We start from the raw sequence: 24,464 nt of genomic DNA, 5'->3' as shown, positions 1-24,464 counted from the left end.
ATAGATATTGATGAAGATGAAAAAGCAGCGTGATTTTAGAACAACCCTAACTCATAAATTGAATAACAAGAAGAGCTTCCGTTGTTTTATTGCAGTGGGGGGAGTGATCGCCTGCTCGTCTGTCTATGCTTTAGATGAACAATTTAATGATGCATTGCGTGCTGCTAATGCCAATAATACGGCATTGCTCGATCAATACCAATTTGAAATGCAAAATGATGTTTTAGGTTACTACCCTGAATATTGGAAACTCAATACCAATCTGGGTTTTCAACCTGCATCTTCAATTATTAGCTATGCGCAGCGCTATCCACAATCGGCGATGGCAGAAAAACTCTCTGCGGATTATGTCGAAGAAAAAGTCAAACTCGGTAGCTTTGCCGATGCCAAGCCTGTACTGAGTTATGTCACCAATCCAGACCAAGAAGAAAGTTGTGCTGTTGCGCAAGTCCGTGCCAAAACAGGCGATAGTCTGGTTTTTGCTGAATACAAAGACGTTTGGCTTACCACTAATTCTCAGCCTGAAGCGTGTAATGGTTTAGGTCGCTTGATGTTGTCTAGTCCTTTAATGACTACTCAAGATCGTCAACAAAGACTTTGGGGACAACTACGAGCAGGGCAATCAGGCCCTGCGATTGCCACTGCTCAAACCATGGGTTTGAACCTTTCTTTAGCACAGTTCAATCAAATTCAAGCCAATCCATTGGGTTATTTGTGGAGCGCACCGAAATCAAATGATGCCGATTATGCCTATTTGATTTTTGCTTTAGGCCGTGTTGCAGATAGCGATTTAACCAATGCTTTGGGCAATGTACAGCGTGCTGCTCAAGGTGTGCCGCAGCCAGTCCAGCAATATTTGTATCGTACCATTGGTTATGTTGGTGGTACTACCGTAATGAAAAATGGCTTTAATCGTGAAGTCCTAAATGCCTACGACCAAAGTTATGGTTATCCATTAAGTCCAGAAGAAGCAGAAATTTATGCACGTCAGGCGATTCGCTTTGGCGCTTGGGAAAGTTTGATTCGTGCGATTGATGCCATGTCAGTCACGCAAAAGCAGGAAGATCGTTGGCAGTATTGGTTAGCACGTGCATCGGAGCAACGTTCTGACGGTGGGTCAAAACAGGCAGCGCAACAGATCTATCGCAAACTGGCACAGGCTGGCGATGATTACCATAACCTGTTGGCAAAAGACCGCTTAGGTGAGCGCTATAATCATCAGCCATATAACGAACAACCAAGTACGCAAGATACACAGCGTTTAAATCAAAATATTCATTTTAGACGTGCATTTGCCCTTAGAGATGTGAATGCACCTGCGAACTATACCAACCGTGAATGGAACTGGGCAGTGCGTCAAGCGTATTTGCAACACGACGATGGTCTGCTTTTAGCCGCTGCAAAACGTGCGCATGATATGGGTTGGTATGATCGTGCCATTTATGCCGCTGATCGTACCACATCGCGGCATAATGACACCTATCGTTTTGCCACACCACATCGTAGCAATGTGACTAGCCATAGTTACAATGCCGGTATTGATCCAGCATGGGCCTATGGTTTAATGCGCCAAGAAAGCCGTTTTGTCACTTCTGCACGTTCTCATGTTGGGGCAGGAGGTTTAATGCAGATTATGCCGAACACTGCCAAACTGATCGCAAGACAAATGGGTGAAACTTATAACCCGGCAGCCTTGAGTGAGATGAATACCAATATTCGTTATGGCACCTATTATCTTTCAATGATTCAAAGTCAGTTGAGCGGTAATGCGGTATTGGCAACAGCAGGTTATAACGCGGGCCCAAATCGTGCACGTCGCTGGCAACCTGATGCCCAGAATATGGCAGCGGATCAATACACAGAAACCATTCCATTACTGGAAACACGTGACTATGTAAAACATGTCATGACCAATGCTACCCATTATGGTGTGGTATTAGGGCAAGGTGCACAATCGTTGGAAAAACGCATGAGCACGATTCCGGTACGCAGTGGGCCTTAAGACACAGCCAGATGTTTAAGTGAAACAATGAAGTTTTTGCATTTGATGAAATCAATCCAGTTACTCAAAACGCAGTTGATGAGCGTGGCACAGATATTAAGCTGTGCTGCAATCTTCTCTTTTACTGCGCCATCGCACGCTGCGAGTAATCCTGATGTTGCTGGTTATGTCATGCATGTACAAATGACACCGGCAGCATGCTCTTTTGACTCGTCAAGACAAAAGCAACGGAAATGTCTGGAAGGTTATTCGCTGACTATTGCCAGCCTATTGCCTGAAGTACCTTTAAACCGGGATTGCTCAACTAAAACTTCTGCCAAGTTATCACCGTTGCAGGCAAAAGTAGTTGCACGTGTCATGCCTGATGAAAATGCGCGCATACAGTTATGGCAAGATGTGGGTGGTTGTATGCCAATGAATGCCAGCCAATATTTTAGAACCATTATTAACTTTGCAGAACGTTTGAAAATTCCTGCAGATTTGACCAGCCCCAATACGATTGAAGTACAGAAAGAAAATCTTAGACAGCAATTTGTCAAATTGAATCCTTCATTACCACCGAATGGAATTCGCTTTACTTGTCAGTCATCGAGATTTGATTCGGTCTTGACCGAAATTCGGGTGTGTTATCAGAAAAATGGTCAATATAAACAATGCGCAAGCCATATTGTAACAGGCTGTCCAAGTGAATTTACAATTAAAGGCAGTTACTAGGTATTTACCTAGTTTGATTTGTATTTTCTATTAGACTTTCGTTGAAATTCATTCTCTTTTACATGCATCTGTATTCGCTTTAGAGTACAATCTTTGCCGTTTATGATAATTCGATTGAATAATAATAGCGTTCAATCGTGCAAACGCATCTCATTGGAGAATATCACATGAAGCAACCCGTTCGTGTTGCCGTTACAGGCGCTGCTGGTCAAATTGGTTATAGCTTATTATTCCGTATCGCAAGCGGTGAAATGTTAGGCAAAGATCAACCAGTCATTTTACAATTGCTTGAAGTTCCTTTTGAGAAAGCTCAACAAGCGCTTAAAGGCGTGATGATGGAACTTGATGACTGTGCTTTCCCATTATTGGCAGGCATGATCGGGACTGATGATCCTAAAGTTGCATTCAAAGATGCTGACTACGCGTTATTGGTTGGTTCTCGCCCACGTGGTCCAGGTATGGAACGTGCGGACTTGTTAAAAGTGAATGGCGAAATCTTTATCGGTCAAGGCCAAGCACTCAATGAAGTTGCAAGTCGTGACGTTAAAGTATTGGTTGTTGGTAACCCGGCAAACACCAATGCATACATCGCAATGAAATCTGCTCCAGATCTTCCAGCGAAAAACTTTACCGCAATGTTGCGTCTTGACCACAATCGTGCCTTGACTCAACTTGCTCAAAAAGCAGGCGTGGCAGTTTCTGACATCGAAAACATGACAGTTTGGGGTAACCACTCTCCAACAATGTATGCAGACTACCGTTTTGCCACTGCAAATGGCGTAAGCTTAAAAGACAAAATCAACGATGCGGCATGGAACAAAGATGTGTTCCTTCCAACTGTTGGTAAACGTGGTGCTGCGATCATCGAAGCGCGTGGTTTGTCTTCAGCGGCTTCAGCTGCAAATGCTGCAATCGATCATATGCGTGATTGGGCGTTGGGCACAAACGGCAAATGGGTAACTATGGGTATTCCATCTGATGGTTCTTATGGTATTCCAGAAGGCGTAATGTTCGGTTTCCCTGTGACGACTGAAAACGGTGAATACAAAATCGTTCAAGGCTTAGAAATTGATGAGTTCAGCCGTGAGCGTATCAACTTCACGCTGAATGAGCTTGAAGAAGAACGTGCAGCAATTGCTGACATGGTTAAATAATTTATCTTTTGGATAAATTGAAAAGCACTCTCGATGAGAGTGCTTTTTTTATACCGGTTAAAACAAAAAACAACAAGAAAATATGGACCTAGCGCTGCATACCTAGGTGATTTACTGTTAGATTATTTTGATAAAGGACATCACTTGGAGAATAACAATGTTTGAACAGCAACCGACACTTGAGCTTTTATTTGAGCAACTCGGGCTTGGAGCAGATGAGGCAGCAATCGAAAACTTTGTGAGAACTCATCAACTGAGTGCCGACCAAAAGTTGCATGAAGCTGAATTTTGGAGTGCGGGGCAGCGTGATTTTCTCAAGAGTCATTGGGATAAAGATGATGAATGGGCGATTGTGATTGATGAACTGAATCAGCAACTTCATGTTGACAGTACCCGATAATTGATTCGCCCAAGCAAAAATAAAGCTCACATTAGTGAGCTTTATTTTGAATGAGGGTTTTAAACCAGTCTTCCTGACGAAGTTGAATAAACGCAGGATGAAGCTGTAGTAACTCCAGATCGTGGTCTAGGCAAGATGTATATTTCTTTAACCAGTGGCGAGTTAATGCTTGTTCCTGTTTGGTTGCAGAGGCATAAGCCAAAAAGAAATAGACATCTAAATGCTCATGGTGCGCCAAAGGCTTTAAAATTTGCTGAGTGATCAGCGCAAAACGCTGTTCCTTGGTCAGCTCGAAATAAATCATATAGGCTTTGGCTAAATATAACGACAGATTTAAATATAAGCTTAACGGCATTTCATCATATTCGATGCGCGCCTGTTCAAGCAGCACAATTGCTTCTTGTAAGAAATGCAGTTGTTCCTGACGAACATGACTGAGCATGACCAATTGTAAACGCAGGTCTGCACGTTCTAAAGCAAGTTCAGGTGTATTGCCCTCTAAAAAGCGTTGGTCAGTTTCACCAATTCGAGCAATCACTTGTTTAGTTTCATTCGACATGTATTGATCCAAAATCGTCAGTTATGCGAGGTATATAAGGCTGTTTTTAGCAATTTAAAGGCTGAAATATCAATACAGCCTAGTTATTCCAGATTGAACTGCCACTACGTAACCACGCGGTGATTGACAGGCGTTGCTGTTTGGAAAGCAACACTTCGTGTAAAACATCACTTTGAAAAATAGCCAGACGATTGGGTTGTGGCTGGATAATATGCCATTGATCCTGCTTATCTTGTAAGCGTAATTGCCCACCCCATTCCTCTTGCCAGCATTCATGTAAATAGAACACGGTGGAAATCATTCGGTCATTTTTCTGCTGTGGATTATCTCGATGCAAAGCATAAAACTCACCTGCGTTATAACAGGCAAAATGGGCCTCAACTTCTTGAATACCTAAATAGAAGGCCTGATTCAAGGCTTGCGATAAGTGTTCTAAGGTTTGTAAATGTTGTTGTGCAATGGGGAGTTGCTCATTAATCCATAAAATGTGATCACTGCGGATATGGCTGACTACGCCATTTTGTATCCCTGCTGCTCTGAATTCGGCAAGATGAGCGCTACATTCATGTGCAAGTGCATGTACGTATTCATCTGAATACACTTGATCAATCAAGGCAAAACCAAATTCATTTAAATCATTCAGGACGTGGTCCAAATTCCAAGACTGAAGATTGAATGCTTGGGGAAAAGAGGTTGCTTGCATGGCACTCCAGTGGCATCGGTTTGATTACAGGACAATTTTAGACGATCACATCAACGCTAAAGAATACTTTTTTCTTTCATGTTAAACTACCCGCTGAATTGAGGAATAATTGTTAACATGAATTACCGTCACCATTTCCATGCGGGTAACTTTGCCGATGTTATGAAGCATGTACTTTTGCTTCAACTACTCGCTCGTTTAAATGCTAAAGATAAACCTTATCGATATATCGATACCCATGGTGGTGCAGGTAAATATGATTTATCTACGTCTGAAGCACAAAAATCAGGTGAATTCTTAACGGGTATCCATCGTTTGGTCAAGCTTGACGATTCGATTAAACGCAATGCGCCTGAAGGTGTAAAACAATATCTTAAAATTGTTGAAGATATGCGAGCAGGTTCGGGTAAAGGTGCTTATCCAGGTTCACCTTGGTTTGCTCTTGAAGGCATGCGTGAGATGGATAAAGCGACTATATTTGAAATGCAGCGTGATGTATTTCAACAGCTGTATTTTAATATTCGCGATAAACGTGCGGGCTTACATGAACGTGATTTTTATGAAGGTCTGATGGGCGTTATTCCGCCTAAAGAAAAGCGCGGATTGGTCATGATCGACCCTCCTTACGAAATCGAGCGTAAAGATTTCCCACAATTGGTTGAAATACTCCAGGCTGCACATAAAAAATGGCCAACGGGTGTATTTGCCGTATGGTATCCAATTAAAGATCGCGCGATGATTGAGCGTTTTGAAAAGAAAATGCTTAAAACTGGAATTCGCCGTCAGTTGATTTGTGAAATTTGTGTATGGCCAGATGACACGCCAGTTGGATTAAATGGTTGTGGTTTATTGGTAATTAACCCGCCTTGGAAATTCTCGGAAGATGCGGATCAAGCATTACAATGGTTATTTCCACATCTACGTATGAATGAAACTGGTGGACATGCCGCTGTGCGTTGGTTGGTGGGTGAATAACCCATCAACATCCAAATATTCTCGAGGAATTGAAAATAATGACAAATTCTCTTAAACCTGATTCTGAGTTAAATAAAGATGATCATTCTTTTGATGGAATCACTTTTGAAGTAGAAGAAGAAGAGCATACGCACGAAGGACAAAAAGTGAAACGCCGTGGTATTTATTTATGGCCGAATCTCATTACAACGGCTGCACTGCTTTCTGGTTTTTATTCCATTATTGCCAGCATGAATGGAAATTTTAACCAAGCGATTTATGCCATTTTCTTGGCTGCATTGCTGGATGGTTTAGATGGTCGTGTAGCACGTGCCATTGGTGCACAAAGTGCATTCGGTGAGCAATATGATTCGCTTTCTGACCTGTTGGCCTTTGGTGTTGCTCCTGCGATCTTGATGTATAGCTGGAGCTTGCATGATCTGGGACGTATCGGTTTAGCCTGCTGCTTTATCTATACGGCTTGTGCAGCGTTCCGCCTAGCGCGTTTTAATGTACAGATTGGTGTGGTCGATAAGCGGTACTTTATTGGTATCGCCAGTCCACTTGCAGCGGTGACCGTGATTTCATTGGTCTGGGTAGGGCGTGATTACCCATTCATCTTTGATTTAAAAGATATTGTGATTCAGGTGATTAACTCAGTGGTCATGGTTGCGGTGGGTTTATTGATGATTTCCAACATCAAGTACTATTCATTTAAACAAATGGATCGTAAGCGTGTACCTTTCGTCGTGATGTTACCTGTGGTCTTGATTTTTGCTGCAATCACGTACAACATTCCTGTAGGGATATTGATTGTCTGTATCCTTTATGTCCTTTCAGGATTTGTAACGACACTATTTGCCAAAAAGAATGATGCCAAAATAACAACTTAAAATATGGAGGTTCAGTATGCCAATATTGATGAATAACAATCAATTAAAGCAGCTGAACCTCAATAAGTCAGATGCTTTAACGTTTCACCCGCCTAAAGGCTTATTTAAGATCGTCTATCAAGCGTTGATCTTGCCCAATTTGCCTGAACCTTTTCATTACTTAAATTTCATTAGCCTGATTGGGCAACCCCGTATTCCGATTTGTTATAACGCCAGTGCCATTACTACGACTGCAATCGACACTGCGACGGTTCTAGTTGCCAGTAGTTTATCCACTGTTGGACATCTTAAAAGTTATAGCGCTAAAGAGCAGTGTCAATTAGAGCAAGATCGTTATCAGTTTTTGGATGTCGATCATATCCAGGTTGATTTCCCTAATTATTATTTTAAGCGTAATGATGAAGAACTTAGTTGCCAACTCAAAGTAAATATTGGCAAGGACATTGAAAACCATTCGGCTTTGCAATGGGGAGTCGGGGATTACTGGTATGTGCGTTGCCAATGTGAAGGTGAAATCATTTATAAAAAACAAAAATATCAAATTGAGGCGCAAGGAATTTTAAAACATGCCCGAGCCATCTATTTACCTTTTATTGCTTTTCACTTTTTTACCTATCAAATTATTCAGGTAAATTCAGACTTTCAGATCATCTTGTCTGAACTTAGAAATCAATGGAATAACATCATTTTTTCTCGCATTGAAATTCAGTCGAATGAACAACATTCGGTACTTTATGATCATCAAGTGATTTTTGATGTCAGCCGTGTTTATCCAAAGGTGCAAACACCCAATGGACGTGACATGTATTTACCGCGAGAATTTATCTGGCAATATTCGGAAAAGGATGAAGTTGTCTTTCAATTGAAAGCTCAAAGTCGGGGCGATTATAAATTTGGTTTGGCTGCAGGCTATGTGGGCAGCTTTCACTATCAACTCTTATGGGGAAATGAAAACTATGAGGGCACTGGATACTGTGAATATATTGATTGCAGGCCGTTACACTGGCAAGAAAAAAATAAAACTGAGCAAATAATCGACCAAATCGCACATTTTCAGCCGTATTTGTGTAAAAAATAATCGGTCGATGCAATAATTTAAATAAATTTGAATAAAGCAGTTGCAACGGGTCAGGAATGCTGTAGAATGCACATCCATCGGCGGTGATGCAGATAAAAACTTGTTGAGAAACAAGGATTTGGCTGAAAAGGTTAGATTCTTGAGTTGATTGATAAGTTTGCTAAATATCTAAATTACCTGTTGACTTTTAAGAAATTGAGAGTAATATAGCCGACCTAGCTTGATGATGACGAATCATCGAGAAGATCATTAAGAGAATAGAAGAACAACTTGTGTGGATTTTTACTAGTTGATCAATCGAAAATATTTCATTGATTGAAGAGTAGAAATTTCTCGAAGTTTATTTGAGCGAATTTTTAGTCAGAAAATTGATGAGCCAAGATTTGTAGCCATAAGCTACTAATGATTTTAAACTGAAGAGTTTGATCATGGCTCAGATTGAACGCTGGCGGCAGGCTTAACACATGCAAGTCGAGCGGGGAAGGGTAGCTTGCTACCTAACCTAGCGGCGGACGGGTGAGTAATGCTTAGGAATCTGCCATTTAGTGGGGGACAACATTCCGAAAGGAATGCTAATACCGCATACGTCCTACGGGAGAAAGCAGGGGATCTTCGGACCTTGCGCTAAATGATGAGCCTAAGTCGGATTAGCTAGTTGGTGGGGTAAAGGCCTACCAAGGCGACGATCTGTAGCGGGTCTGAGAGGATGATCCGCCACACTGGGACTGAGACACGGCCCAGACTCCTACGGGAGGCAGCAGTGGGGAATATTGGACAATGGGCGGAAGCCTGATCCAGCCATGCCGCGTGTGTGAAGAAGGCCTTATGGTTGTAAAGCACTTTAAGCGAGGAGGAGGCTACTTAGATTAATACTCTAGGATAGTGGACGTTACTCGCAGAATAAGCACCGGCTAACTCTGTGCCAGCAGCCGCGGTAATACAGAGGGTGCGAGCGTTAATCGGATTTACTGGGCGTAAAGCGTGCGTAGGCGGCTTTTTAAGTCGGATGTGAAATCCCCGAGCTTAACTTGGGAATTGCATTCGATACTGGGAAGCTAGAGTATGGGAGAGGATGGTAGAATTCCAGGTGTAGCGGTGAAATGCGTAGAGATCTGGAGGAATACCGATGGCGAAGGCAGCCATCTGGCCTAATACTGACGCTGAGGTACGAAAGCATGGGGAGCAAACAGGATTAGATACCCTGGTAGTCCATGCCGTAAACGATGTCTACTAGCCGTTGGGGCCTTTGAGGCTTTAGTGGCGCAGCTAACGCGATAAGTAGACCGCCTGGGGAGTACGGTCGCAAGACTAAAACTCAAATGAATTGACGGGGGCCCGCACAAGCGGTGGAGCATGTGGTTTAATTCGATGCAACGCGAAGAACCTTACCTGGCCTTGACATACTAGAAACTTTCCAGAGATGGATTGGTGCCTTCGGGAATCTAGATACAGGTGCTGCATGGCTGTCGTCAGCTCGTGTCGTGAGATGTTGGGTTAAGTCCCGCAACGAGCGCAACCCTTTTCCTTATTTGCCAGCGAGTAATGTCGGGAACTTTAAGGATACTGCCAGTGACAAACTGGAGGAAGGCGGGGACGACGTCAAGTCATCATGGCCCTTACGGCCAGGGCTACACACGTGCTACAATGGTCGGTACAAAGGGTTGCTACCTAGCGATAGGATGCTAATCTCAAAAAGCCGATCGTAGTCCGGATTGGAGTCTGCAACTCGACTCCATGAAGTCGGAATCGCTAGTAATCGCGGATCAGAATGCCGCGGTGAATACGTTCCCGGGCCTTGTACACACCGCCCGTCACACCATGGGAGTTTGTTGCACCAGAAGTAGGTAGTCTAACCGCAAGGAGGACGCTTACCACGGTGTGGCCGATGACTGGGGTGAAGTCGTAACAAGGTAGCCGTAGGGGAACCTGCGGCTGGATCACCTCCTTAACGAAAGATTGGTGACTGGTAAGAATCCACAACAAGTTGTTCTTCGAAGATGTATCTGAGGGTCTGTAGCTCAGTTGGTTAGAGCACACGCTTGATAAGCGTGGGGTCACAAGTTCAAGTCTTGTCAGACCCACCAAATCTGATTGCTGAAGCTTAGATTAAAAGATATGTCGTTCATTAAGTGATAAGCTGGGGACTTAGCTTAGTTGGTAGAGCGCCTGCTTTGCACGCAGGAGGTCAGGAGTTCGACTCTCCTAGTCTCCACCATGAATTAAAAGAGTTTGTAAGAACGAAATTAATTCAAAGCTAAGAAGATTATAGAGTTTAGTGAATACAGTCCAAGTTGACTGGTTTATTAATCTCTGTGATTTATCACAGTTTACTACGCACCGACGAGGTGGTAGTTAATCATTAACAGATTAGTAGAATTGAGTCTGAAATAAATTGTTCAAACTCGATTAATTTGACACTAACGGTAATACGTAAGTATTTCAGTTAGATGAAGAGTTAATCTGAGAACTAGCAAAAACACTGAATCAAGCGTTTTGGTATATGAATTTAGATTGAAGCTGTACGGTGATTAAGTTCACGAAACAACAAGCTGTATGAATTAATGTTTACATTGATTCTGTTGCTACACCCACTTGTAGGTGTAACGACTGTTTGGGGTTGTATAGTCAAGTAATTAAGTGCATGTGGTGGATGCCTTGGCAGTCAGAGGCGATGAAAGACGTGATAGCCTGCGAAAAGCTCCGGGAGGCGGCAAATATCCTTTGATCCGGAGATTTCTGAATGGGGAACCCACCCGCTACAAGGCGGGTATCATAAGCTGAATACATAGGCTTATGAAGCGAACGAGGGGAAGTGAAACATCTCAGTACCCTTAGGAAAAGAAATCAATTGAGATTCCCTTAGTAGCGGCGAGCGAACGGGGAGCAGCCCATTAAGTTGTGTGTGTTCTAGTGGAACGCTCTGGGAAGTGCGAACGTAGAGGGTGATATTCCCGTACACGAAAGGGCACACACAATGATGACGAGTAGGGCGAGGCACGTGAAACCTTGTCTGAATATGGGGGGACCATCCTCCAAGGCTAAATACTCCTGACTGACCGATAGTGAACCAGTACCGTGAGGGAAAGGCGAAAAGAACCCCTGTGAGGGGAGTGAAATAGATCCTGAAACCGCATGCATACAAGCAGTGGGAGCCGACTAGTTCGGTGACTGCGTACCTTTTGTATAATGGGTCAGCGACTTATATTCAGTAGCAAGGTTAACCGCATAGGGGAGCCGTAGAGAAATCGAGTCTTAATAGGGCGTTTAGTTGCTGGGTATAGACCCGAAACCAGGCGATCTATCCATGAGCAGGTTGAAGGTTGGGTAACACTAACTGGAGGACCGAACCCACTGTCGTTGAAAAGCCAGGGGATGACTTGTGGATAGGGGTGAAAGGCTAATCAAGCCTGGTGATAGCTGGTTCTCCCCGAAAGCTATTTAGGTAGCGCCTCGGACGAATACCATTGGGGGTAGAGCACTGTTTCGGCTAGGGGGTCATCCCGACTTACCAAACCGATGCAAACTCCGAATACCAATGAGTACTATCCGGGAGACAGACTGCGGGTGCTAACGTCCGTAGTCAAGAGGAAAACAATCCAGACCGCCAGCTAAGGCCCCAAAATCATAGTTAAGTGGGAAACGATGTGGGAAGGCATAGACAGCTAGGAGGTTGGCTTAGAAGCAGCCACCCTTTAAAGAAAGCGTAATAGCTCACTAGTCGAGTCGGCCTGCGCGGAAGATGTAACGGGGCTAAAACTATGTGCCGAAGCTGCGGATTTGACTTTAAGTCAAGTGGTAGGGGAGCGTTCTGTAAGCCGATGAAGGTGTATTGAGAAGTATGCTGGAGGTATCAGAAGTGCGAATGCTGACGTGAGTAACGACAAAACGGGTGAAAAACCCGTTCGCTGAAAGACCAAGGGTTCCAGTCCAACGTTAATCGGGGCTGGGTGAGTCGACCCCTAAGGCGAGGCCGAGAGGCGTAGTCAATGGGAAATTGGTTAATATTCCAATACTTCTGTGTAATGCGATGAGAGGACGGAGAAGGTTAAGTCAGCCTGGCGTTGGTTGTCCAGGTGGAAGGCAGTAGGCATGCATCTTAGGCAAATCCGGGGTGCTCTATGCTGAGAGCTGATAGCAAGCTGTACTTGTACAGTGAAGTGGCTGATACCATGCTTCCAGGAAAAGTCTCTAAGCTTCAGTTACACAGGAATCGTACCCGAAACCGACACAGGTGGTCAGGTCGAGTAGACCAAAGCGCTTGAGAGAACTCTGCTGAAGGAACTAGGCAAAATGGTACCGTAACTTCGGGAGAAGGTACGCTGCTGACGGTGATGGGACTTGCTCCCTGAGCTATTGGCAGCCACAGAAACCAGGCCGCTGCAACTGTTTATTAAAAACATAGCACTCTGCAAACACGAAAGTGGACGTATAGGGTGTGATGCCTGCCCGGTGCTGGAAGGTTAATTGATGGGGTTAGCGTAAGCGAAGCTCTTGATCGAAGCCCCAGTAAACGGCGGCCGTAACTATAACGGTCCTAAGGTAGCGAAATTCCTTGTCGGGTAAGTTCCGACCTGCACGAATGGCATAATGATGGCGGCGCTGTCTCCAGCAGAGGCTCAGTGAAATCGAAATCGCTGTGAAGATGCAGTGTACCCGCGGCTAGACGGAAAGACCCCGTGAACCTTTACTGCAGCTTGACATTGAACTTTGACCTTACTTGTGTAGGATAGGTGGGAGGCTTTGAAGTTAGAACGCTAGTTCTAATGGAGCCGTCCTTGAAATACCACCCTGGTAATGTTGAGGTTCTAACTCTGCCCCGTAATCCGGGGCGAGGACCATGTCTGGTGGGTAGTTTGACTGGGGCGGTCTCCTCCTAAAGAGTAACGGAGGAGTACGAAGGTGCGCTCAGCGTGGTCGGAAATCACGCGTAGAGTATAAAGGCAAAAGCGCGCTTAACTGCGAGACCCACAAGTCGAGCAGGTACGAAAGTAGGTCTTAGTGATCCGGTGGTTCTGTATGGAAGGGCCATCGCTCAACGGATAAAAGGTACTCTGGGGATAACAGGCTGATACCGCCCAAGAGTTCATATCGACGGCGGTGTTTGGCACCTCGATGTCGGCTCATCTCATCCTGGGGCTGAAGCAGGTCCCAAGGGTATGGCTGTTCGCCATTTAAAGAGGTACGCGAGCTGGGTTTAGAACGTCGTGAGACAGTTCGGTCCCTATCTACCGTGGGCGCTGGAAATTTGAGAGGATCTGCTCCTAGTACGAGAGGACCAGAGTGGACGAACCTCTGGTGTACCGGTTGTGACGCCAGTCGCATCGCCGGGTAGCTATGTTCGGAAGGGATAACCGCTGAAAGCATCTAAGCGGGAAGCCTACCTCAAGATAAGATTTCCTAGGAATTTATTCCTCTAAAGAGCCGTTCGAGACTAGGACGTTGATAGGTTGGGTGTGGAAGCACGGTGACGTGTGAAGCTGACCAATACTAATTGCTCGTGAGGCTTGACTATACAACACCCAAACAGTTGTTGTATTCAAGGTAAATTCAATACATAACTTGATTTAGTGTGAAAACTAGTTACAATACCGACTCAATTAACTAATCCGTTAATAACTCTTTGGACCGTAAGTAAGGCATACGATGAATACATCGTGATTAAGACCCGAAAGCACCACAACAGTTTGCTGGCGACAATAGCAAGAGTGAACCACCTGATCCCTTCCCGAACTCAGAAGTGAAACCTCTTAGCGCTGATGGTAGTGTGGCACTTGCCATGTGAGAGTAAGTCATCGCCAGCTTTTAAATACTAAACACCCCTAACATAACCGTTGGGGGTGTTTTTTTATGTGTGGGAAAAAAGGAAAGAATAAGAAAAAAGTATTATAAGTAGGTGACTCGTTTTGTATGCTCAAATTCAGTTTGGTTCTCAACTTATTTTATTCATTATTTATTTGTTAAAAGTTATAGAAAATATCTCGATTTAATAAAATAGTTTGATAGGGTTCACTTTAATATCCTTTACTTGAAGATAAACTTTATTTACACAAAATCTATATTATGGTTACATTAGACGTATTTTTATAATGAAAATCTAATTCCATTTGGGGATTTGATCGGGGTTAAAAGGAATGATTATGAATAAAAAACAACTTACCTTAAAGTTGTCTGCAATTGCTGTTTCTATATTATTAGCGAGTTGTGGTGGAGGTGGGGGCGGTTATTATGGTTCAAATGATAGCAGTGGAAATACATCCGGTGGAAATGGTCAGACACCGATCACAGCAGTGAATGTTGGTAATATTTCTTTAACTGACTCAAATGGCAATGTTGCGACAACTATTACAAATCAAGGTGTAACCGCACAAGTTGTTGTGAAAGATGGAAGTGGTAAAGCGATCAGTGGTGCTGTTGTAACTTTCACTGGCGATAATATGACTTTTGGTACATCTAATGCTACAGCACTGACAAATGCAGACGGTGTTGCTAGCATATCCATTTTACCTACTAACGCAACGGTAACAGGTGTGTATGCCTTGAGTGCAACCGCTAGTTATAATAATGTGACTTCTGCTGCTACAACACGGAATTTAGTTTTTTCTAAACAGGACATTGCACTGACGAATATGGTTGCCGCAAGTACGAGTTTAGAGTCTGGCGGATCAACATTGGTGAGTCTAGTGACTCAGGATTCTAAGGGAAATTATCAGAATAATATCGCGGTAAACTTTACAGCTGATTGTGGTAGCTTTAGCAACGGTAGTGTAACTTCTTCAAATCAAGGAAATGTAGCAACAACCTATTATGCATTCGATTCAAAAGGTAACTTGTGTGATGGTAATCAAAAAATTATAGCGACAACAACTACAGGGGCATCAAATACAACATCGGTGTCGATCGCACAAGCAGTTGCAACCTCTGTCGTATATACGACAAAAGATTCTGTTCAGTTAGGAATTAATACAAGTGGTTCATCTTCGTCTGGTCAAATTGAATTCACAGTTTATTCAAATGGTACAGTACTTAAAAATCAAAATATTACATTGAGTTTAGAGAAAGCGCCTACAGATTTAAGTTTTATTAGTTTAGGTAATCGTACGGCTCAAACCGTTAAGAGTGATAGCTCTGGTAAAGTTACTGTAACATTATATCCTGGTAATATTCCTGGCCCAGTAGAAATTAAAGCAACTCTACCTAATGGTTTAAGTGCATTATCTAAAAATGTAACAGTAACAACGGGGCGAGCGACTCAAAACAGTTTTAGTTTGTCAGCAAGCAAGCAATCTTTACAAACGGATAAAGATGGTGATACCGCAACGGTTACTGCAATGTTGGCAGATCGTAACTCGAACAGTGTCCCAGATGGAACAGTCGTCAATTTTGTGGCAGAAGGCGGTAAAATTGACGGTAGCTGTAAAACCGTCGATGGTCAATGTAGTGTGACGTTGAGAACACAAAATCCTCGGCCTGCCAATGGGCGTGTAACTGTACTTGCTTATGCTGAAGGGGATAAGTCATATCTTGATCAAGATGGGGATGGTGTTTATACACCGATCAGTGCAGGCGGTGTTGATACCCTCGTTAGTAATATTGGTAACTTTTTCCGCGATGATAATGAAAATGCTATTTACGATAGTAACAATGGAGAATTCCTCTATAAACGAGTTACGACCCCATATACTACTGATACTTGTGCCGCATCTTCAATTGACCAACCAAATATCCCTTATACCTGTGATGATCAACTTGCTACGACCTTACGTAAGCAAATGATTTTTTCTTTCGCTTCTGATACACCAACTTTCGTTGCAAACTCTGGCATTAATGGTGATATTGTTAAAGATAATTTTGTTTTCCAATTATTTGGCAATAGTATGTTAACGGTACCAATGCCTTCAGGAACTTCAATCAGTGTTTCGGTTAAAGATAATACTGATGCTAATAATTTATCATGTTCGGCTGAAATTATTAGTGGCAATAATCCAGTTCCTTCAGTGATGAATTTGATGACACCTTCTACATTTAGTAATAGCAGTATTACAAGATACGCAGTTCAACTAAAAGGTTGTGATACAGGCGACAATATTCTTGTAACCGTAACAGCACCAAATAAAACGACGACGTTTAGATTTACGCGATAATCACAATTTAAAAAAACAGCACTTCGGTGCTGTTTTTTATAGGGCTGTACCTACACTAACGGAGGCAGTCGGACGAAATTGTAGTGAGCTACAAGCCGAAACCGCGAAGAGACATAAAAGGATAAGCGCGAGTTTTGACATGGTTCTTTATCTCGTGAAAAAGAACCATCATCTTATAAACAGAGGGATTTCACTATTTTGATCAGGTAATGAAATGTAATGGATTTAATCGTCAAGTAAATCCATTTGTTTAGCGATCTGATATAAATTATTTGAACGGTTACCTGTACGGCAGAACATCAGAATTGGTTTTGGCAGTTCATTATAATGATTGGCAAATGTACGGACATCGAGCTCAGTGATCTGCCCAGCAACAATAGGTTGATAAACATAGTCTAGACCTGCACTACGCGCTGATTCTTCGATTTGCGCACTGGTGGGTTGGTCTGGGCCGCCTTCCAGATCAGGACGGTTATTAATAATCGATTTAAAACCTTTTTCAACGACTTGCCCAATATGCTCAGGGCCGATTTGACCTGCGAAACCAACATTCTCTGTCATCTTGTCACTCCAAAAACAAATAAAACATTTTATGCTCTATCATAGCATTAAGCTCGATCTTGAGTTTAAATGTCTAAATTAAATAACTGATGATAAGTAAAAGATAACGCAATGGAGCGCGCATGCATACTTACACTGTTGAGCCGTTGTATGTTTCCAGTGGTGATGAAACCATCGCTGCGGACTTCTATCTTCCTAAAGCCAATATCAGACCTGCAGTGATTATTATGGCGCATGGCTTTGCAGGATTGCGTCAATTCAAACTTATCCAGTATGCGCAGCGTTTTGCACAAGCGGGTTATGCCGTTATCTTATTTGATTATCGTTATTGGGGCGGGAGTACGGGTAAACCTCGAGAGTTGGTTTCTCTGAACGCACAGTTGGATGACTGGAAGACCATCGTTCAATACGCATCTAACTGCAAGTTAATTGATAGTCGACGCATTATTTTATGGGGAACATCTTTAAGTGGTGGATATGCACTCAGTTTGGCAACTGATCTTAAAAATATTCAAGCGGTGATGGTGCAGGTTCCCTATGTGGATGGAGCTGAAACAGCCAAGCTTTATCCGCTACAGCGCTATCCTGAAGCATTAAAACGTTCTAGTCAGGATTATATGGGTTCCAAGATGGGTTTAGCGCCAAAAACCCTGCCTGTGGTCGATCAATATCGACTCTGTTTCTTGCCAACGTCAGATAGTTATTTTGGTTATCACTCGATTGTGAACCCTGACTACTATTGGAGCGGAGAAGTCCCTGCACGGGTGTTCTTTAATCTCATGCGTTATCGTCCGATTCAGTTTGTAAGAAAAATTAATATCCCGGTTTTATTTATCGCCGCCAAGCATGACTCTCTGATTCCGATTGAATCAAGTCGTGAAGCTGCCACCAATATTGCGCCATTTGTGAGCTATTATGAATGGGAAATGAAACATTTTGATATTTATCATGGTTCTTGGTTTGAAAAAGCAGTCACAACCCAATTAGAATTTTTACATCAACATATTGGAGTGATGTAGATGATTATTGTCTGTGCATCATGTGGTGCAAAAAATCGTGTACCCGAAGAAAAATTAGCAGTTCATCCTAATTGTGGTCAATGTCATCAAGCATTGTTGACGCAGGCCCCGATTGAATTAAACGAACAAAATTTTAGCAACTTTATCAGTAACTCTGACCTGCCGGTATTGATCGATCTATGGGCAGAGTGGTGCGGTCCCTGTAAGATGATGGCACCACATTTTGCGCAGGTGGCGAAGCAAAATCCTTATGTGGTTTTTGCCAAAATTGATACTGAAGCCAATCCACGTTTAAGTGCTGCATTTAACGTGCGTAGTATACCGACTTTGGTCTTAATGAATAAAACCACTGAATTGGCAAGAATTAGCGGGGCATTGCGTAGCCCTGAATTACAGCAATGGCTAGATCAGCAATTACAGCAACACCAAGGACATTAACATGAGCGAACGCCCAACTCATCCTGAAGGGACTCTATCACTACAGAATATTGCCATGCCAGCTGATACCAATTGGAGTGGCGATGTTTTTGGCGGCTGGATTGTGTCTCAGATGGATCTCGCAGGAGCGATTCATGTTGAACGTTTTAGTAAAGGCCGCTGTGCCACCATTGCGATCAATCAGATGACTTTCCTTGTACCGGTAAAGGTCGGCAATGTGATTAGCTGTTATACCAAGATTTTGAAAGTCGGTAGCAGTTCGGTGCAAGTTCAAATTGAGGTATGGAATAGTCACGATAATTCACGTGAACCTATACGGATTACCGAAGGGGTGTTTACCTTTGTGGCAGTTGATGTAAATGGTAAGAAACGTTTGATCTCAGAAGAGATCAAGCAGACATTTGCCGCAAGTTGATCTATTGCAAGGCCGGCTCGCTCTTGTTTTGTTGAGCAAGCCGATATTCTTTTATTTGGAATGATGTATGGCTGAAGAATTAGTTTTGCAGCACGGCCATAAGGCTGAGCAATATCAAAGTATCCTTCCACAGATTCAAGCAATTATTGAAGATGAAACCGATGTAATTGCCAATCTCGCCAATATCTGCGCTGCGTTAAAACAGCAATTTGGCTGGTTCTGGATTGGTTTTTATCTGGTCAAAGAGCATGAGTTGGTGTTAGGTCCATTTCAAGGCCCGATTGCCTGTACCCGTATTGCTAAAGGTCGTGGCGTATGTGGGACTGCGTGGCAGCAACAGCAAGTCGTTATTGTACCCGATGTCGATCAGTTCCCAGGACATATTGCCTGTAGCTCTGCCTCAAAGTCGGAGATTGTATTGCCGATCATGAAAAATGGGACGTGCGTCGGAGTATTGGATATTGATAGTGATGAACTCAATCAATTTGATGAAATTGATGCCCAATACTTGAAACAGCTCATGCCGTTGATTGAAAAATTTATTTAACCGCTTGATAACAATAAGGCCCAAATTACTTTGGGCCTTATTGTTAGGGAATTCAGTGCTATTTTTTACGCTTTGGCAACCAAGCCCAAAGCATTTGGCATTGGATGGGAGTATTGCCTGAATCATCTAGTACGGTTACAGGAATCAATAACTCGCCTTTCTCATTGTCTGCAATGAACTGTTGTTGCTCTGCTGACAATGTTGCCGTTGCGGTTAAACCACCTTGAGCCACTTTTAAATAATCGACATGCAATGATTTGATCAGCAAGATGCGATCATCAGGGACATGTAAACCTATTAAAAAACCCGTCGCAGTCTCGCCGAGTAATGCCATGGCTGCCGCATGAACACCCTTAATATGATTTTGCATATTGCGCTGGTTTTCAATACGTACAGTCACGTGGTCTTTGTCGACTTCTAAATAGCGAATATTCGCTGTTCCGACCATCGGAACCACACGACCAAAGGCCTTGCTCCAGAGTGTGCTGCGGATGCCTTTTGGAAATTTAGAGGTGGTTTTAACCAGCTTATAAAGGCGGTTATCTTTTGCCATAGTGAACCTATTGCTTAATCTTTGAAATTATTAAATTGCAGTGGCAGACCAAATTGTTGTTCACGTAAAAAATTCATGATTTGTTGCAAAGTATCGCGCTTTTTATCCGTGACACGGATTTTGTCTCCTTGGATAGAAGATTGCGCTTTGATGCCGCTTTCTTTAATGGCTTTATTAATTTTTTTTGCGGTATCTGAGTCAAGTCCATCTTTGAGCTTGATCACTTGGACGACGTTTTTACCCGAAGCTGTGGCTTTTTGTGGGTCTAAAGCCTGTACATCAATCTTGCGTTTATAAAAATGGTTTTCAAGCATGGTATAAACTTGTTCGCACTGGAAATCACTTTCAGTTGAGATTTTGATTTCTTTATTTTTCTCATTTAACTCAATTGAAACGTCTTGTCCACGGAAGTCAAAACGAGTTGCAATCTCTTTTTCTGTGTTTTGCACAGCATGATTGACTTCAAATAACTCTAATTCAGAAACAATATCAAAAGAAGGCATGGTTAGACCTTTACAAAGGGAAAGAATATTTGAGATGCTAAGGGGGTTTTCTTCATTTGCCAAGTGTTGTTTACATCAAAGGAGTGCACAATGATCCGTAAACAAGAAATTACAACATTTGAGTTCCCAGAAGGCGCAGTCATCTGGGATGTCCGAGATACCAAAGCGTATGCAGAGGCTCATGTCAAAGGGGCGGTGAATCGTCCAATTACTGAAATAACTGCGGATAGTTTGACTCAAGTTAAAGCGGATCAACCGATTTATATTCTATGTGGTGGTGGCAGCAAAGCACCGCGTGCAGCAGAGCTTCTAGACGGTATTGATGGTTCTCGTGAATATGTTGTATTGATGGGTGGCACACGCGCAGCGCGTGATGCGGGCTTGCCTTTAGAACAAGGCGCTTAAATCACTCAAAACATTGGCCAAAATACTTGGGTATTTTGGCCAATTCAAAATTTTAGATCTCAGTCATTTTTAAACTTAAAAAAATATTTAAGCAGAATAATAAGGCTTCTTCACTTTAGTTTTCTTTTGAAAACGTTGTGGATTGAGCTTGTCCAATAAGTTTTGAGGTACTGGGCATAATTCACCTAAGACTAAGGCTGCCAATATTTCACTACACAAGGGTGCAAATAAGAACCCTTTAGAGCCTAGACCTGCAAAGGTAAATACCTGTCCATCATTTTGTATTTTTCCGACTAAAGGGAAATAATCCAAACTTTGAGCACGTACCGATGCACGGCCTTGCCAAGTGTCTACAGCGGGCAGTTGTTGTGCATATTCTGGGAACACGCTGTGGATAAGTTCATAGTTATGCACATGATCTTCTGCCAAGACATCAACATCATCTCGGTTCGGATAAAAGGATGCGCCGAGAATCAATTGCGCTGCATCTAATTGCATGCAATAACCGCCATAACTATAAGCTTGATCCAAGGTTAATGGCTGTATGGAATTATTGACCCAACTAACTTGTCCTCGAATCGGCTTTAACACAGGGTAGTTTTCAAATAGCTCAGCACTTTGCTTGGCACAACAAACAATCACATCATCGGCTGTTGCGATGAGTTGTTGTTCTTGCCAAAGTTCAGTTTGGTTGTTTGCGGTATTTAAGCGAGAAATTTTTGCTTTTTTGTATTGGATATTCGGATGTTGCAAAATTTCATCACGCAATTGTTGTGGCGACACAGCCCCTGCTGGATGAAGCGTCAAGCTTGGATAAGCTGTTTCAGGTGTAGCTTTCTGTTGATCTGGTACAGATAACACCGCTTCAGGGTACTGTTCCGCTAAGCCGAGTAATTCATCGGCATTTTTTAAAGCCAGTTGCTGGACTTGAATCGGTCTAAATGCTTTGAAGTTTGAATAGAAATTCAAGGCATGTTGCCAGCTCAAAGTCATTAAGTGCGCATGAGCCTGTTCAATTGGGCACAGTTTGGGATTCAGTAAAGCCAGAGGATTGCCCGAGGCACCTGAAAGTGGCTCATTTTGCTCGTAGATCGTGACCTGATGGCCGCGTTGAGCAAAGGCCCATGCTGTGCTTAAACCTGCGATCCCAGCGCCAATGATGGCAATCTGACGAGGTCTTGAACGGGATACCATTGGTGCTCGTTCAGATTGAACCTTAATTTCTGCTGCTGCATCCAAGTCTTCAGTTTTAACGTGCGTAGGATCAAGCCAGATAGCTTTGAGCATTTCACGTTTATGACCAAAACCACGTGGGCGGCTAATTTGCACACCATGTTGCTTGAGTCCACGTTTTAGTACACCCGCAACACTAAAGGACGCAAACGTCGTTCCATAGTCGGATAAACGGACCATGTGATTGAGTACATTTTCCTGCCACATGTCTGGATTACATGAAGGCGCAAAGCCATCAAGGAACCATGCATTTACGGCTTGGGTCTTGGGGATCGTTGGAAAAATATCCTGTGCATCACCTAACCATAAATCAATGCTAAAGCGTTCTTCTGGAAAGCTTAAACGATGACAGCCTGCTATGGCCAAAGGGTATTGCGCAATCAGCTGATCGGCGAATGGTTTGAGCTCAGGCCAGACATTCAGTGCACGGATCAGATCGACTTTGCTCAAGGGGAATTTTTCGACGCTGACCACATGTAAATGGCTGTGATTGTCAGGACGAATCTGCTGCCAAAGTTGCCACAAGGTTAGAATATTTAAACCCGTGCCAAAGCCGGTTTCGCCCACACAAAAGTATTGGTAGTCGTTCAGTTGCGACAGACGTTCAGTGAGGTCATTGCCATTTAAAAACACGTGCCGTGTTTCAAGTAAACCATTATCTTTAGAAAAGTAGACATCGCCGAACTGTTTAGAAATGGGAACTTCAATACCATCGATGAGTTCCCAGTCTAATTCGGCTGTTTGTAATTTTGCTGAGTGAGACATAAATAAAGGAGAAGGTTTTACCACTGACGACGACGTTTAGTGTGAATATAACTGGCAATCAAGAAACCCAGAATCACACCGACAGCAAGGGTCATCGCACCATATAAAAACATTTGTGCACTGCGTTCACTTTGCAACACCTGAACCTGTACAGTCAAATTATCATTTTTTAACTGCAACTCTTGATTTTGAGAGAGCGCTTCGAGGTTGGCGTGTTCAAGTTGTTTCAAACGACTGGCCTGATCTTGAATCATGGCCTTTACTTTTGCATCTTGCTGCTGTTTGGCTTTGGCAATTTGCTCAGCAGTCAGTGGTTTTGCTGCTGTTGTCGTGGCTGTAGCGGGGACGGCCGCGGCTTGGGTTTGCGCTGTTGCAGCAGCCGTGGCTGGAGCAGCAGGTGCAGGTGATTCAACTGCCCATGCAGTCGAACTGAGTAGAGATAATGCGAATAGACTTTTTACAACAACTTGCATGATTTACCCTTTTGGAAAAGCTTTATTGAATGGTTTTACTTCGATATTTGAGTAAATCCCTTCTTTTAAAAAAGGCTCTTCCTGAATCCAGGCATCTAGCGCTGCACGATTTTCAAATTCGACAATCATGGTACTGCCAAAAAAGCCTGCTTGTGGATCATTTGGGTCTTTAGGATGCGCACCAGCTGCAATTAAACGACCTTCATCATCTAACTTTTGTAGTCGTTCAATATGTTGCGGGCGAGTTGCTAAACGTTTTTCCAAAGTACCTTCGCGATCAGTACAAGTCAGCACAAAATATGGCATGGCAGTAGCTCGATGATTTAAAATCTATTCAGTGGTTTTAAAATGCTTTCTTAAGAAAAACAGTATAGCAGCTAGGTAACTCATAGAAACGATAATATCGCCAAAAGCCGTGAATTCACCCCAATATTTTCCTTGCATATAGACAAAACCAAAGAAGAAATGCAAAGCAGCCAGTAAAAAGAATTGTCCACACCATGCCCAGTTCAATTTGATCCAGCCTCTTGGGCTAAGTTCGAGTAAAGAGCCCAAGAGCTTCTGGATAATTGGCATACGTTCTTTATTGAATAACGGAGTGACTAAAAAGCCCAAACCAATCCCGATATTGATAATAATCGCCTTCATTTTAATGTAGGTCACATCACTAAAGATCAGGGTGATTCCACCAAAAATAACGGACATACCCACGATGAACCACTGCATTTTTTCCAATTTAAATTTCTGGAAAAAGAACAGACAGCCATAAACCACCAAGGTTGAAATGAGCAGCGCACAGGTTGCAACAAGGATATGATTTTGATCAGTATTTCCAGCACTTCCCACCAGTTGTAATAGGGGGTGATGACTATCTTTAGGATCGGTGGTTTTATAAAAATAAAAGAAGATAATAATCGGAAGATAGTCGAGCAACGCTTTCATGTTACAGTACGA

General features: G+C 43.0%; 22 protein-coding genes, 2 tRNA genes and 3 rRNA genes. 18 read left to right on the top strand and 9 right to left on the bottom strand.

What is annotated here, in order from left to right:
• The first annotated feature begins 10 nt into the window (after nucleotides 1-10).
• The 4 genes from NQU59_RS00885 (at nucleotide 11) to NQU59_RS00870 (ending at nucleotide 4,270) form a co-directional block, all read left to right on the top strand.
• Nucleotides 11-2,002: a lytic transglycosylase domain-containing protein gene (locus tag NQU59_RS00885; protein WP_096911396.1), complete on the top strand. Its 1,992-nt coding sequence runs from the start codon at nucleotides 11-13 to the stop codon at nucleotides 2,000-2,002.
• A gap of 45 nt (nucleotides 2,003-2,047) precedes the next feature.
• Nucleotides 2,048-2,716: a ribonuclease T2 family protein gene (locus tag NQU59_RS00880; RefSeq protein WP_005239824.1), complete on the top strand. Its 669-nt coding sequence runs from the start codon at nucleotides 2,048-2,050 to the stop codon at nucleotides 2,714-2,716.
• A gap of 167 nt (nucleotides 2,717-2,883) precedes the next feature.
• Nucleotides 2,884-3,870, top strand: a complete 987-nt coding sequence (locus NQU59_RS00875; RefSeq protein WP_005226708.1) for a malate dehydrogenase — start codon at nucleotides 2,884-2,886, stop codon at nucleotides 3,868-3,870.
• A gap of 157 nt (nucleotides 3,871-4,027) precedes the next feature.
• On the top strand, nucleotides 4,028-4,270 hold the full coding sequence (locus NQU59_RS00870; RefSeq protein ID WP_005278893.1) for a DUF2789 family protein: 243 nt from the start codon (nucleotides 4,028-4,030) through the stop codon (nucleotides 4,268-4,270).
• Nucleotides 4,271-4,301: 31 nt separating this feature from the next.
• Here the strand turns inward: NQU59_RS00870 and NQU59_RS00865 are convergent, their stop codons facing one another.
• Nucleotides 4,302-4,829: a hypothetical protein gene (locus NQU59_RS00865; RefSeq protein ID WP_005239819.1), complete on the bottom strand. Its 528-nt coding sequence runs from the start codon at nucleotides 4,827-4,829 to the stop codon at nucleotides 4,302-4,304.
• A 79-nt stretch (nucleotides 4,830-4,908) separates the two neighbouring features.
• Entirely contained in the window at nucleotides 4,909-5,532 is a 624-nt protein-coding gene (locus NQU59_RS00860; RefSeq protein ID WP_005239817.1) for a 2OG-Fe(II) oxygenase, read from the bottom strand.
• A gap of 117 nt (nucleotides 5,533-5,649) precedes the next feature.
• Here NQU59_RS00860 and NQU59_RS00855 point away from each other — a divergent pair, with 117 nt between their 5' ends.
• The 9 genes from NQU59_RS00855 (at nucleotide 5,650) to NQU59_RS00815 (ending at nucleotide 16,598) form a co-directional block, all read left to right on the top strand.
• A complete protein-coding gene (locus NQU59_RS00855) occupies nucleotides 5,650-6,507 on the top strand; it encodes a 23S rRNA (adenine(2030)-N(6))-methyltransferase RlmJ (RefSeq protein WP_005239816.1) in 858 nt (285 codons plus the stop codon).
• 38 nt (nucleotides 6,508-6,545) lie between these two features.
• Complete coding sequence (gene pssA / locus NQU59_RS00850) at nucleotides 6,546-7,379, top strand: CDP-diacylglycerol--serine O-phosphatidyltransferase (RefSeq protein WP_096911397.1); 834 nt, start codon at nucleotides 6,546-6,548, stop codon at nucleotides 7,377-7,379.
• A 16-nt stretch (nucleotides 7,380-7,395) separates the two neighbouring features.
• Nucleotides 7,396-8,457 carry a DUF6670 family protein gene (locus NQU59_RS00845; protein ID WP_096911398.1) on the top strand — a complete coding sequence of 354 codons (1,062 nt, stop codon included), beginning with the start codon at nucleotides 7,396-7,398 and terminating at the stop codon, nucleotides 8,455-8,457.
• A 410-nt stretch (nucleotides 8,458-8,867) separates the two neighbouring features.
• Nucleotides 8,868-10,405 (top strand): 16S ribosomal RNA (locus tag NQU59_RS00840).
• Between the two features lie 59 nt (nucleotides 10,406-10,464).
• Nucleotides 10,465-10,541 (top strand) — tRNA-Ile (locus NQU59_RS00835).
• Between the two features lie 55 nt (nucleotides 10,542-10,596).
• Nucleotides 10,597-10,672 (top strand) — tRNA-Ala (locus NQU59_RS00830).
• Between the two features lie 408 nt (nucleotides 10,673-11,080).
• Nucleotides 11,081-13,969, top strand: a 23S ribosomal RNA gene (locus tag NQU59_RS00825).
• 174 nt (nucleotides 13,970-14,143) lie between these two features.
• Nucleotides 14,144-14,258 (top strand): 5S ribosomal RNA (rrf, locus tag NQU59_RS00820).
• The 16S, 23S and 5S rRNA genes sit together here with 2 tRNA genes alongside, the layout of an rRNA operon.
• Nucleotides 14,259-14,594: 336 nt before the next feature.
• Nucleotides 14,595-16,598, top strand: coding sequence for an Ig-like domain-containing protein (locus NQU59_RS00815; protein WP_005239810.1), 2,004 nt, complete (start codon nucleotides 14,595-14,597; stop codon nucleotides 16,596-16,598).
• Between the two features lie 225 nt (nucleotides 16,599-16,823).
• Here NQU59_RS00815 and NQU59_RS00810 read toward each other — a convergent pair whose 3' ends face one another.
• A complete protein-coding gene (locus tag NQU59_RS00810; protein WP_005239808.1) occupies nucleotides 16,824-17,159 on the bottom strand; it encodes a TIGR01244 family sulfur transferase in 336 nt (111 codons plus the stop codon).
• A gap of 122 nt (nucleotides 17,160-17,281) precedes the next feature.
• On the opposite strand from NQU59_RS00810, the gene NQU59_RS00805 reads away from it, so the two are divergent.
• From NQU59_RS00805 to NQU59_RS00790, 4 genes are all read left to right on the top strand, one after another.
• Entirely contained in the window at nucleotides 17,282-18,178 is an 897-nt protein-coding gene (locus tag NQU59_RS00805; RefSeq protein WP_096911406.1) for an alpha/beta hydrolase, read from the top strand.
• A complete protein-coding gene (gene trxC / locus NQU59_RS00800) occupies nucleotides 18,179-18,616 on the top strand; it encodes a thioredoxin TrxC (RefSeq protein ID WP_005239804.1) in 438 nt (145 codons plus the stop codon). It abuts the gene before it with no gap.
• Nucleotide 18,617: 1 nt separating this feature from the next.
• Nucleotides 18,618-19,031: an acyl-CoA thioesterase gene (locus tag NQU59_RS00795; protein ID WP_005239802.1), complete on the top strand. Its 414-nt coding sequence runs from the start codon at nucleotides 18,618-18,620 to the stop codon at nucleotides 19,029-19,031.
• 67 nt (nucleotides 19,032-19,098) lie between these two features.
• On the top strand, nucleotides 19,099-19,578 hold the full coding sequence (locus tag NQU59_RS00790; protein WP_257064576.1) for a GAF domain-containing protein: 480 nt from the start codon (nucleotides 19,099-19,101) through the stop codon (nucleotides 19,576-19,578).
• A 58-nt stretch (nucleotides 19,579-19,636) separates the two neighbouring features.
• On the opposite strand, the gene NQU59_RS00785 is transcribed toward NQU59_RS00790, so the two are convergent.
• Entirely contained in the window at nucleotides 19,637-20,131 is a 495-nt protein-coding gene (locus tag NQU59_RS00785; protein ID WP_257064574.1) for a DUF4442 domain-containing protein, read from the bottom strand.
• A gap of 14 nt (nucleotides 20,132-20,145) precedes the next feature.
• Nucleotides 20,146-20,634 (bottom strand): YajQ family cyclic di-GMP-binding protein, encoded by a 489-nt coding sequence (locus NQU59_RS00780; protein WP_005239796.1) that lies wholly within the window; start codon nucleotides 20,632-20,634, stop codon nucleotides 20,146-20,148.
• A 90-nt stretch (nucleotides 20,635-20,724) separates the two neighbouring features.
• Here NQU59_RS00780 and NQU59_RS00775 point away from each other — a divergent pair, with 90 nt between their 5' ends.
• The gene (locus tag NQU59_RS00775) at nucleotides 20,725-21,039 is read left to right on the top strand and encodes a rhodanese-like domain-containing protein (protein ID WP_096911318.1); all 315 of its coding nucleotides are present in this window, start codon (nucleotides 20,725-20,727) and stop codon (nucleotides 21,037-21,039) included.
• Between the two features lie 87 nt (nucleotides 21,040-21,126).
• Here NQU59_RS00775 and mnmC read toward each other — a convergent pair whose 3' ends face one another.
• Genes mnmC through NQU59_RS00755 form a run of 4 tightly spaced genes read right to left on the bottom strand, consistent with a single transcriptional unit; the run spans nucleotide 21,127 to nucleotide 24,452 of the window.
• A complete protein-coding gene (mnmC, locus tag NQU59_RS00770) occupies nucleotides 21,127-23,037 on the bottom strand; it encodes an FAD-dependent 5-carboxymethylaminomethyl-2-thiouridine(34) oxidoreductase MnmC (RefSeq protein ID WP_257064572.1) in 1,911 nt (636 codons plus the stop codon).
• Nucleotides 23,038-23,054: 17 nt separating this feature from the next.
• The gene (locus tag NQU59_RS00765; RefSeq protein ID WP_257064570.1) at nucleotides 23,055-23,510 is read right to left on the bottom strand and encodes a hypothetical protein; all 456 of its coding nucleotides are present in this window, start codon (nucleotides 23,508-23,510) and stop codon (nucleotides 23,055-23,057) included.
• Nucleotides 23,511-23,513: 3 nt separating this feature from the next.
• On the bottom strand, nucleotides 23,514-23,816 hold the full coding sequence (locus NQU59_RS00760) for a YciI family protein (RefSeq protein WP_257064568.1): 303 nt from the start codon (nucleotides 23,814-23,816) through the stop codon (nucleotides 23,514-23,516).
• A 24-nt stretch (nucleotides 23,817-23,840) separates the two neighbouring features.
• Nucleotides 23,841-24,452, bottom strand: a complete 612-nt coding sequence (locus tag NQU59_RS00755) for a septation protein IspZ (protein ID WP_005239785.1) — start codon at nucleotides 24,450-24,452, stop codon at nucleotides 23,841-23,843.
• Between the last annotated feature and the right edge of the window lie 12 nt (nucleotides 24,453-24,464).

This window comes from Acinetobacter colistiniresistens, from assembly GCF_024582815.1.
Classification (GTDB): domain Bacteria; phylum Pseudomonadota; class Gammaproteobacteria; order Pseudomonadales; family Moraxellaceae; genus Acinetobacter.
This window is presented reverse-complemented; position numbering and strand designations above follow the sequence as displayed.

Bases quoted from the DNA above. Each gene is read 5' to 3' on its own strand.
- NQU59_RS00885 (WP_096911396.1), top strand. From the start codon at position 11: ATGAAGATGAAAAAGCAGCGTGATTTTAGAACAACCCTAACTCATAAA.
- NQU59_RS00880 (WP_005239824.1), top strand. From the start codon at position 2,048: ATGAAATCAATCCAGTTACTCAAAACGCAGTTGATGAGCGTGGCACAG.
- NQU59_RS00875 (WP_005226708.1), top strand. From the start codon at position 2,884: ATGAAGCAACCCGTTCGTGTTGCCGTTACAGGCGCTGCTGGTCAAATT.
- NQU59_RS00870 (WP_005278893.1), top strand. From the start codon at position 4,028: ATGTTTGAACAGCAACCGACACTTGAGCTTTTATTTGAGCAACTCGGG.
- NQU59_RS00865 (WP_005239819.1), bottom strand. From the start codon at position 4,829: ATGTCGAATGAAACTAAACAAGTGATTGCTCGAATTGGTGAAACTGAC.
- NQU59_RS00860 (WP_005239817.1), bottom strand. From the start codon at position 5,532: ATGCAAGCAACCTCTTTTCCCCAAGCATTCAATCTTCAGTCTTGGAAT.
- NQU59_RS00855 (WP_005239816.1), top strand. From the start codon at position 5,650: ATGAATTACCGTCACCATTTCCATGCGGGTAACTTTGCCGATGTTATG.
- pssA (WP_096911397.1), top strand. From the start codon at position 6,546: ATGACAAATTCTCTTAAACCTGATTCTGAGTTAAATAAAGATGATCAT.
- NQU59_RS00845 (WP_096911398.1), top strand. From the start codon at position 7,396: ATGCCAATATTGATGAATAACAATCAATTAAAGCAGCTGAACCTCAAT.
- NQU59_RS00815 (WP_005239810.1), top strand. From the start codon at position 14,595: ATGAATAAAAAACAACTTACCTTAAAGTTGTCTGCAATTGCTGTTTCT.
- NQU59_RS00810 (WP_005239808.1), bottom strand. From the start codon at position 17,159: ATGACAGAGAATGTTGGTTTCGCAGGTCAAATCGGCCCTGAGCATATT.
- NQU59_RS00805 (WP_096911406.1), top strand. From the start codon at position 17,282: ATGCATACTTACACTGTTGAGCCGTTGTATGTTTCCAGTGGTGATGAA.
- trxC (WP_005239804.1), top strand. From the start codon at position 18,179: ATGATTATTGTCTGTGCATCATGTGGTGCAAAAAATCGTGTACCCGAA.
- NQU59_RS00795 (WP_005239802.1), top strand. From the start codon at position 18,618: ATGAGCGAACGCCCAACTCATCCTGAAGGGACTCTATCACTACAGAAT.
- NQU59_RS00790 (WP_257064576.1), top strand. From the start codon at position 19,099: ATGGCTGAAGAATTAGTTTTGCAGCACGGCCATAAGGCTGAGCAATAT.
- NQU59_RS00785 (WP_257064574.1), bottom strand. From the start codon at position 20,131: ATGGCAAAAGATAACCGCCTTTATAAGCTGGTTAAAACCACCTCTAAA.
- NQU59_RS00780 (WP_005239796.1), bottom strand. From the start codon at position 20,634: ATGCCTTCTTTTGATATTGTTTCTGAATTAGAGTTATTTGAAGTCAAT.
- NQU59_RS00775 (WP_096911318.1), top strand. From the start codon at position 20,725: ATGATCCGTAAACAAGAAATTACAACATTTGAGTTCCCAGAAGGCGCA.
- mnmC (WP_257064572.1), bottom strand. From the start codon at position 23,037: ATGTCTCACTCAGCAAAATTACAAACAGCCGAATTAGACTGGGAACTC.
- NQU59_RS00765 (WP_257064570.1), bottom strand. From the start codon at position 23,510: ATGCAAGTTGTTGTAAAAAGTCTATTCGCATTATCTCTACTCAGTTCG.
- NQU59_RS00760 (WP_257064568.1), bottom strand. From the start codon at position 23,816: ATGCCATATTTTGTGCTGACTTGTACTGATCGCGAAGGTACTTTGGAA.
- NQU59_RS00755 (WP_005239785.1), bottom strand. From the start codon at position 24,452: ATGAAAGCGTTGCTCGACTATCTTCCGATTATTATCTTCTTTTATTTT.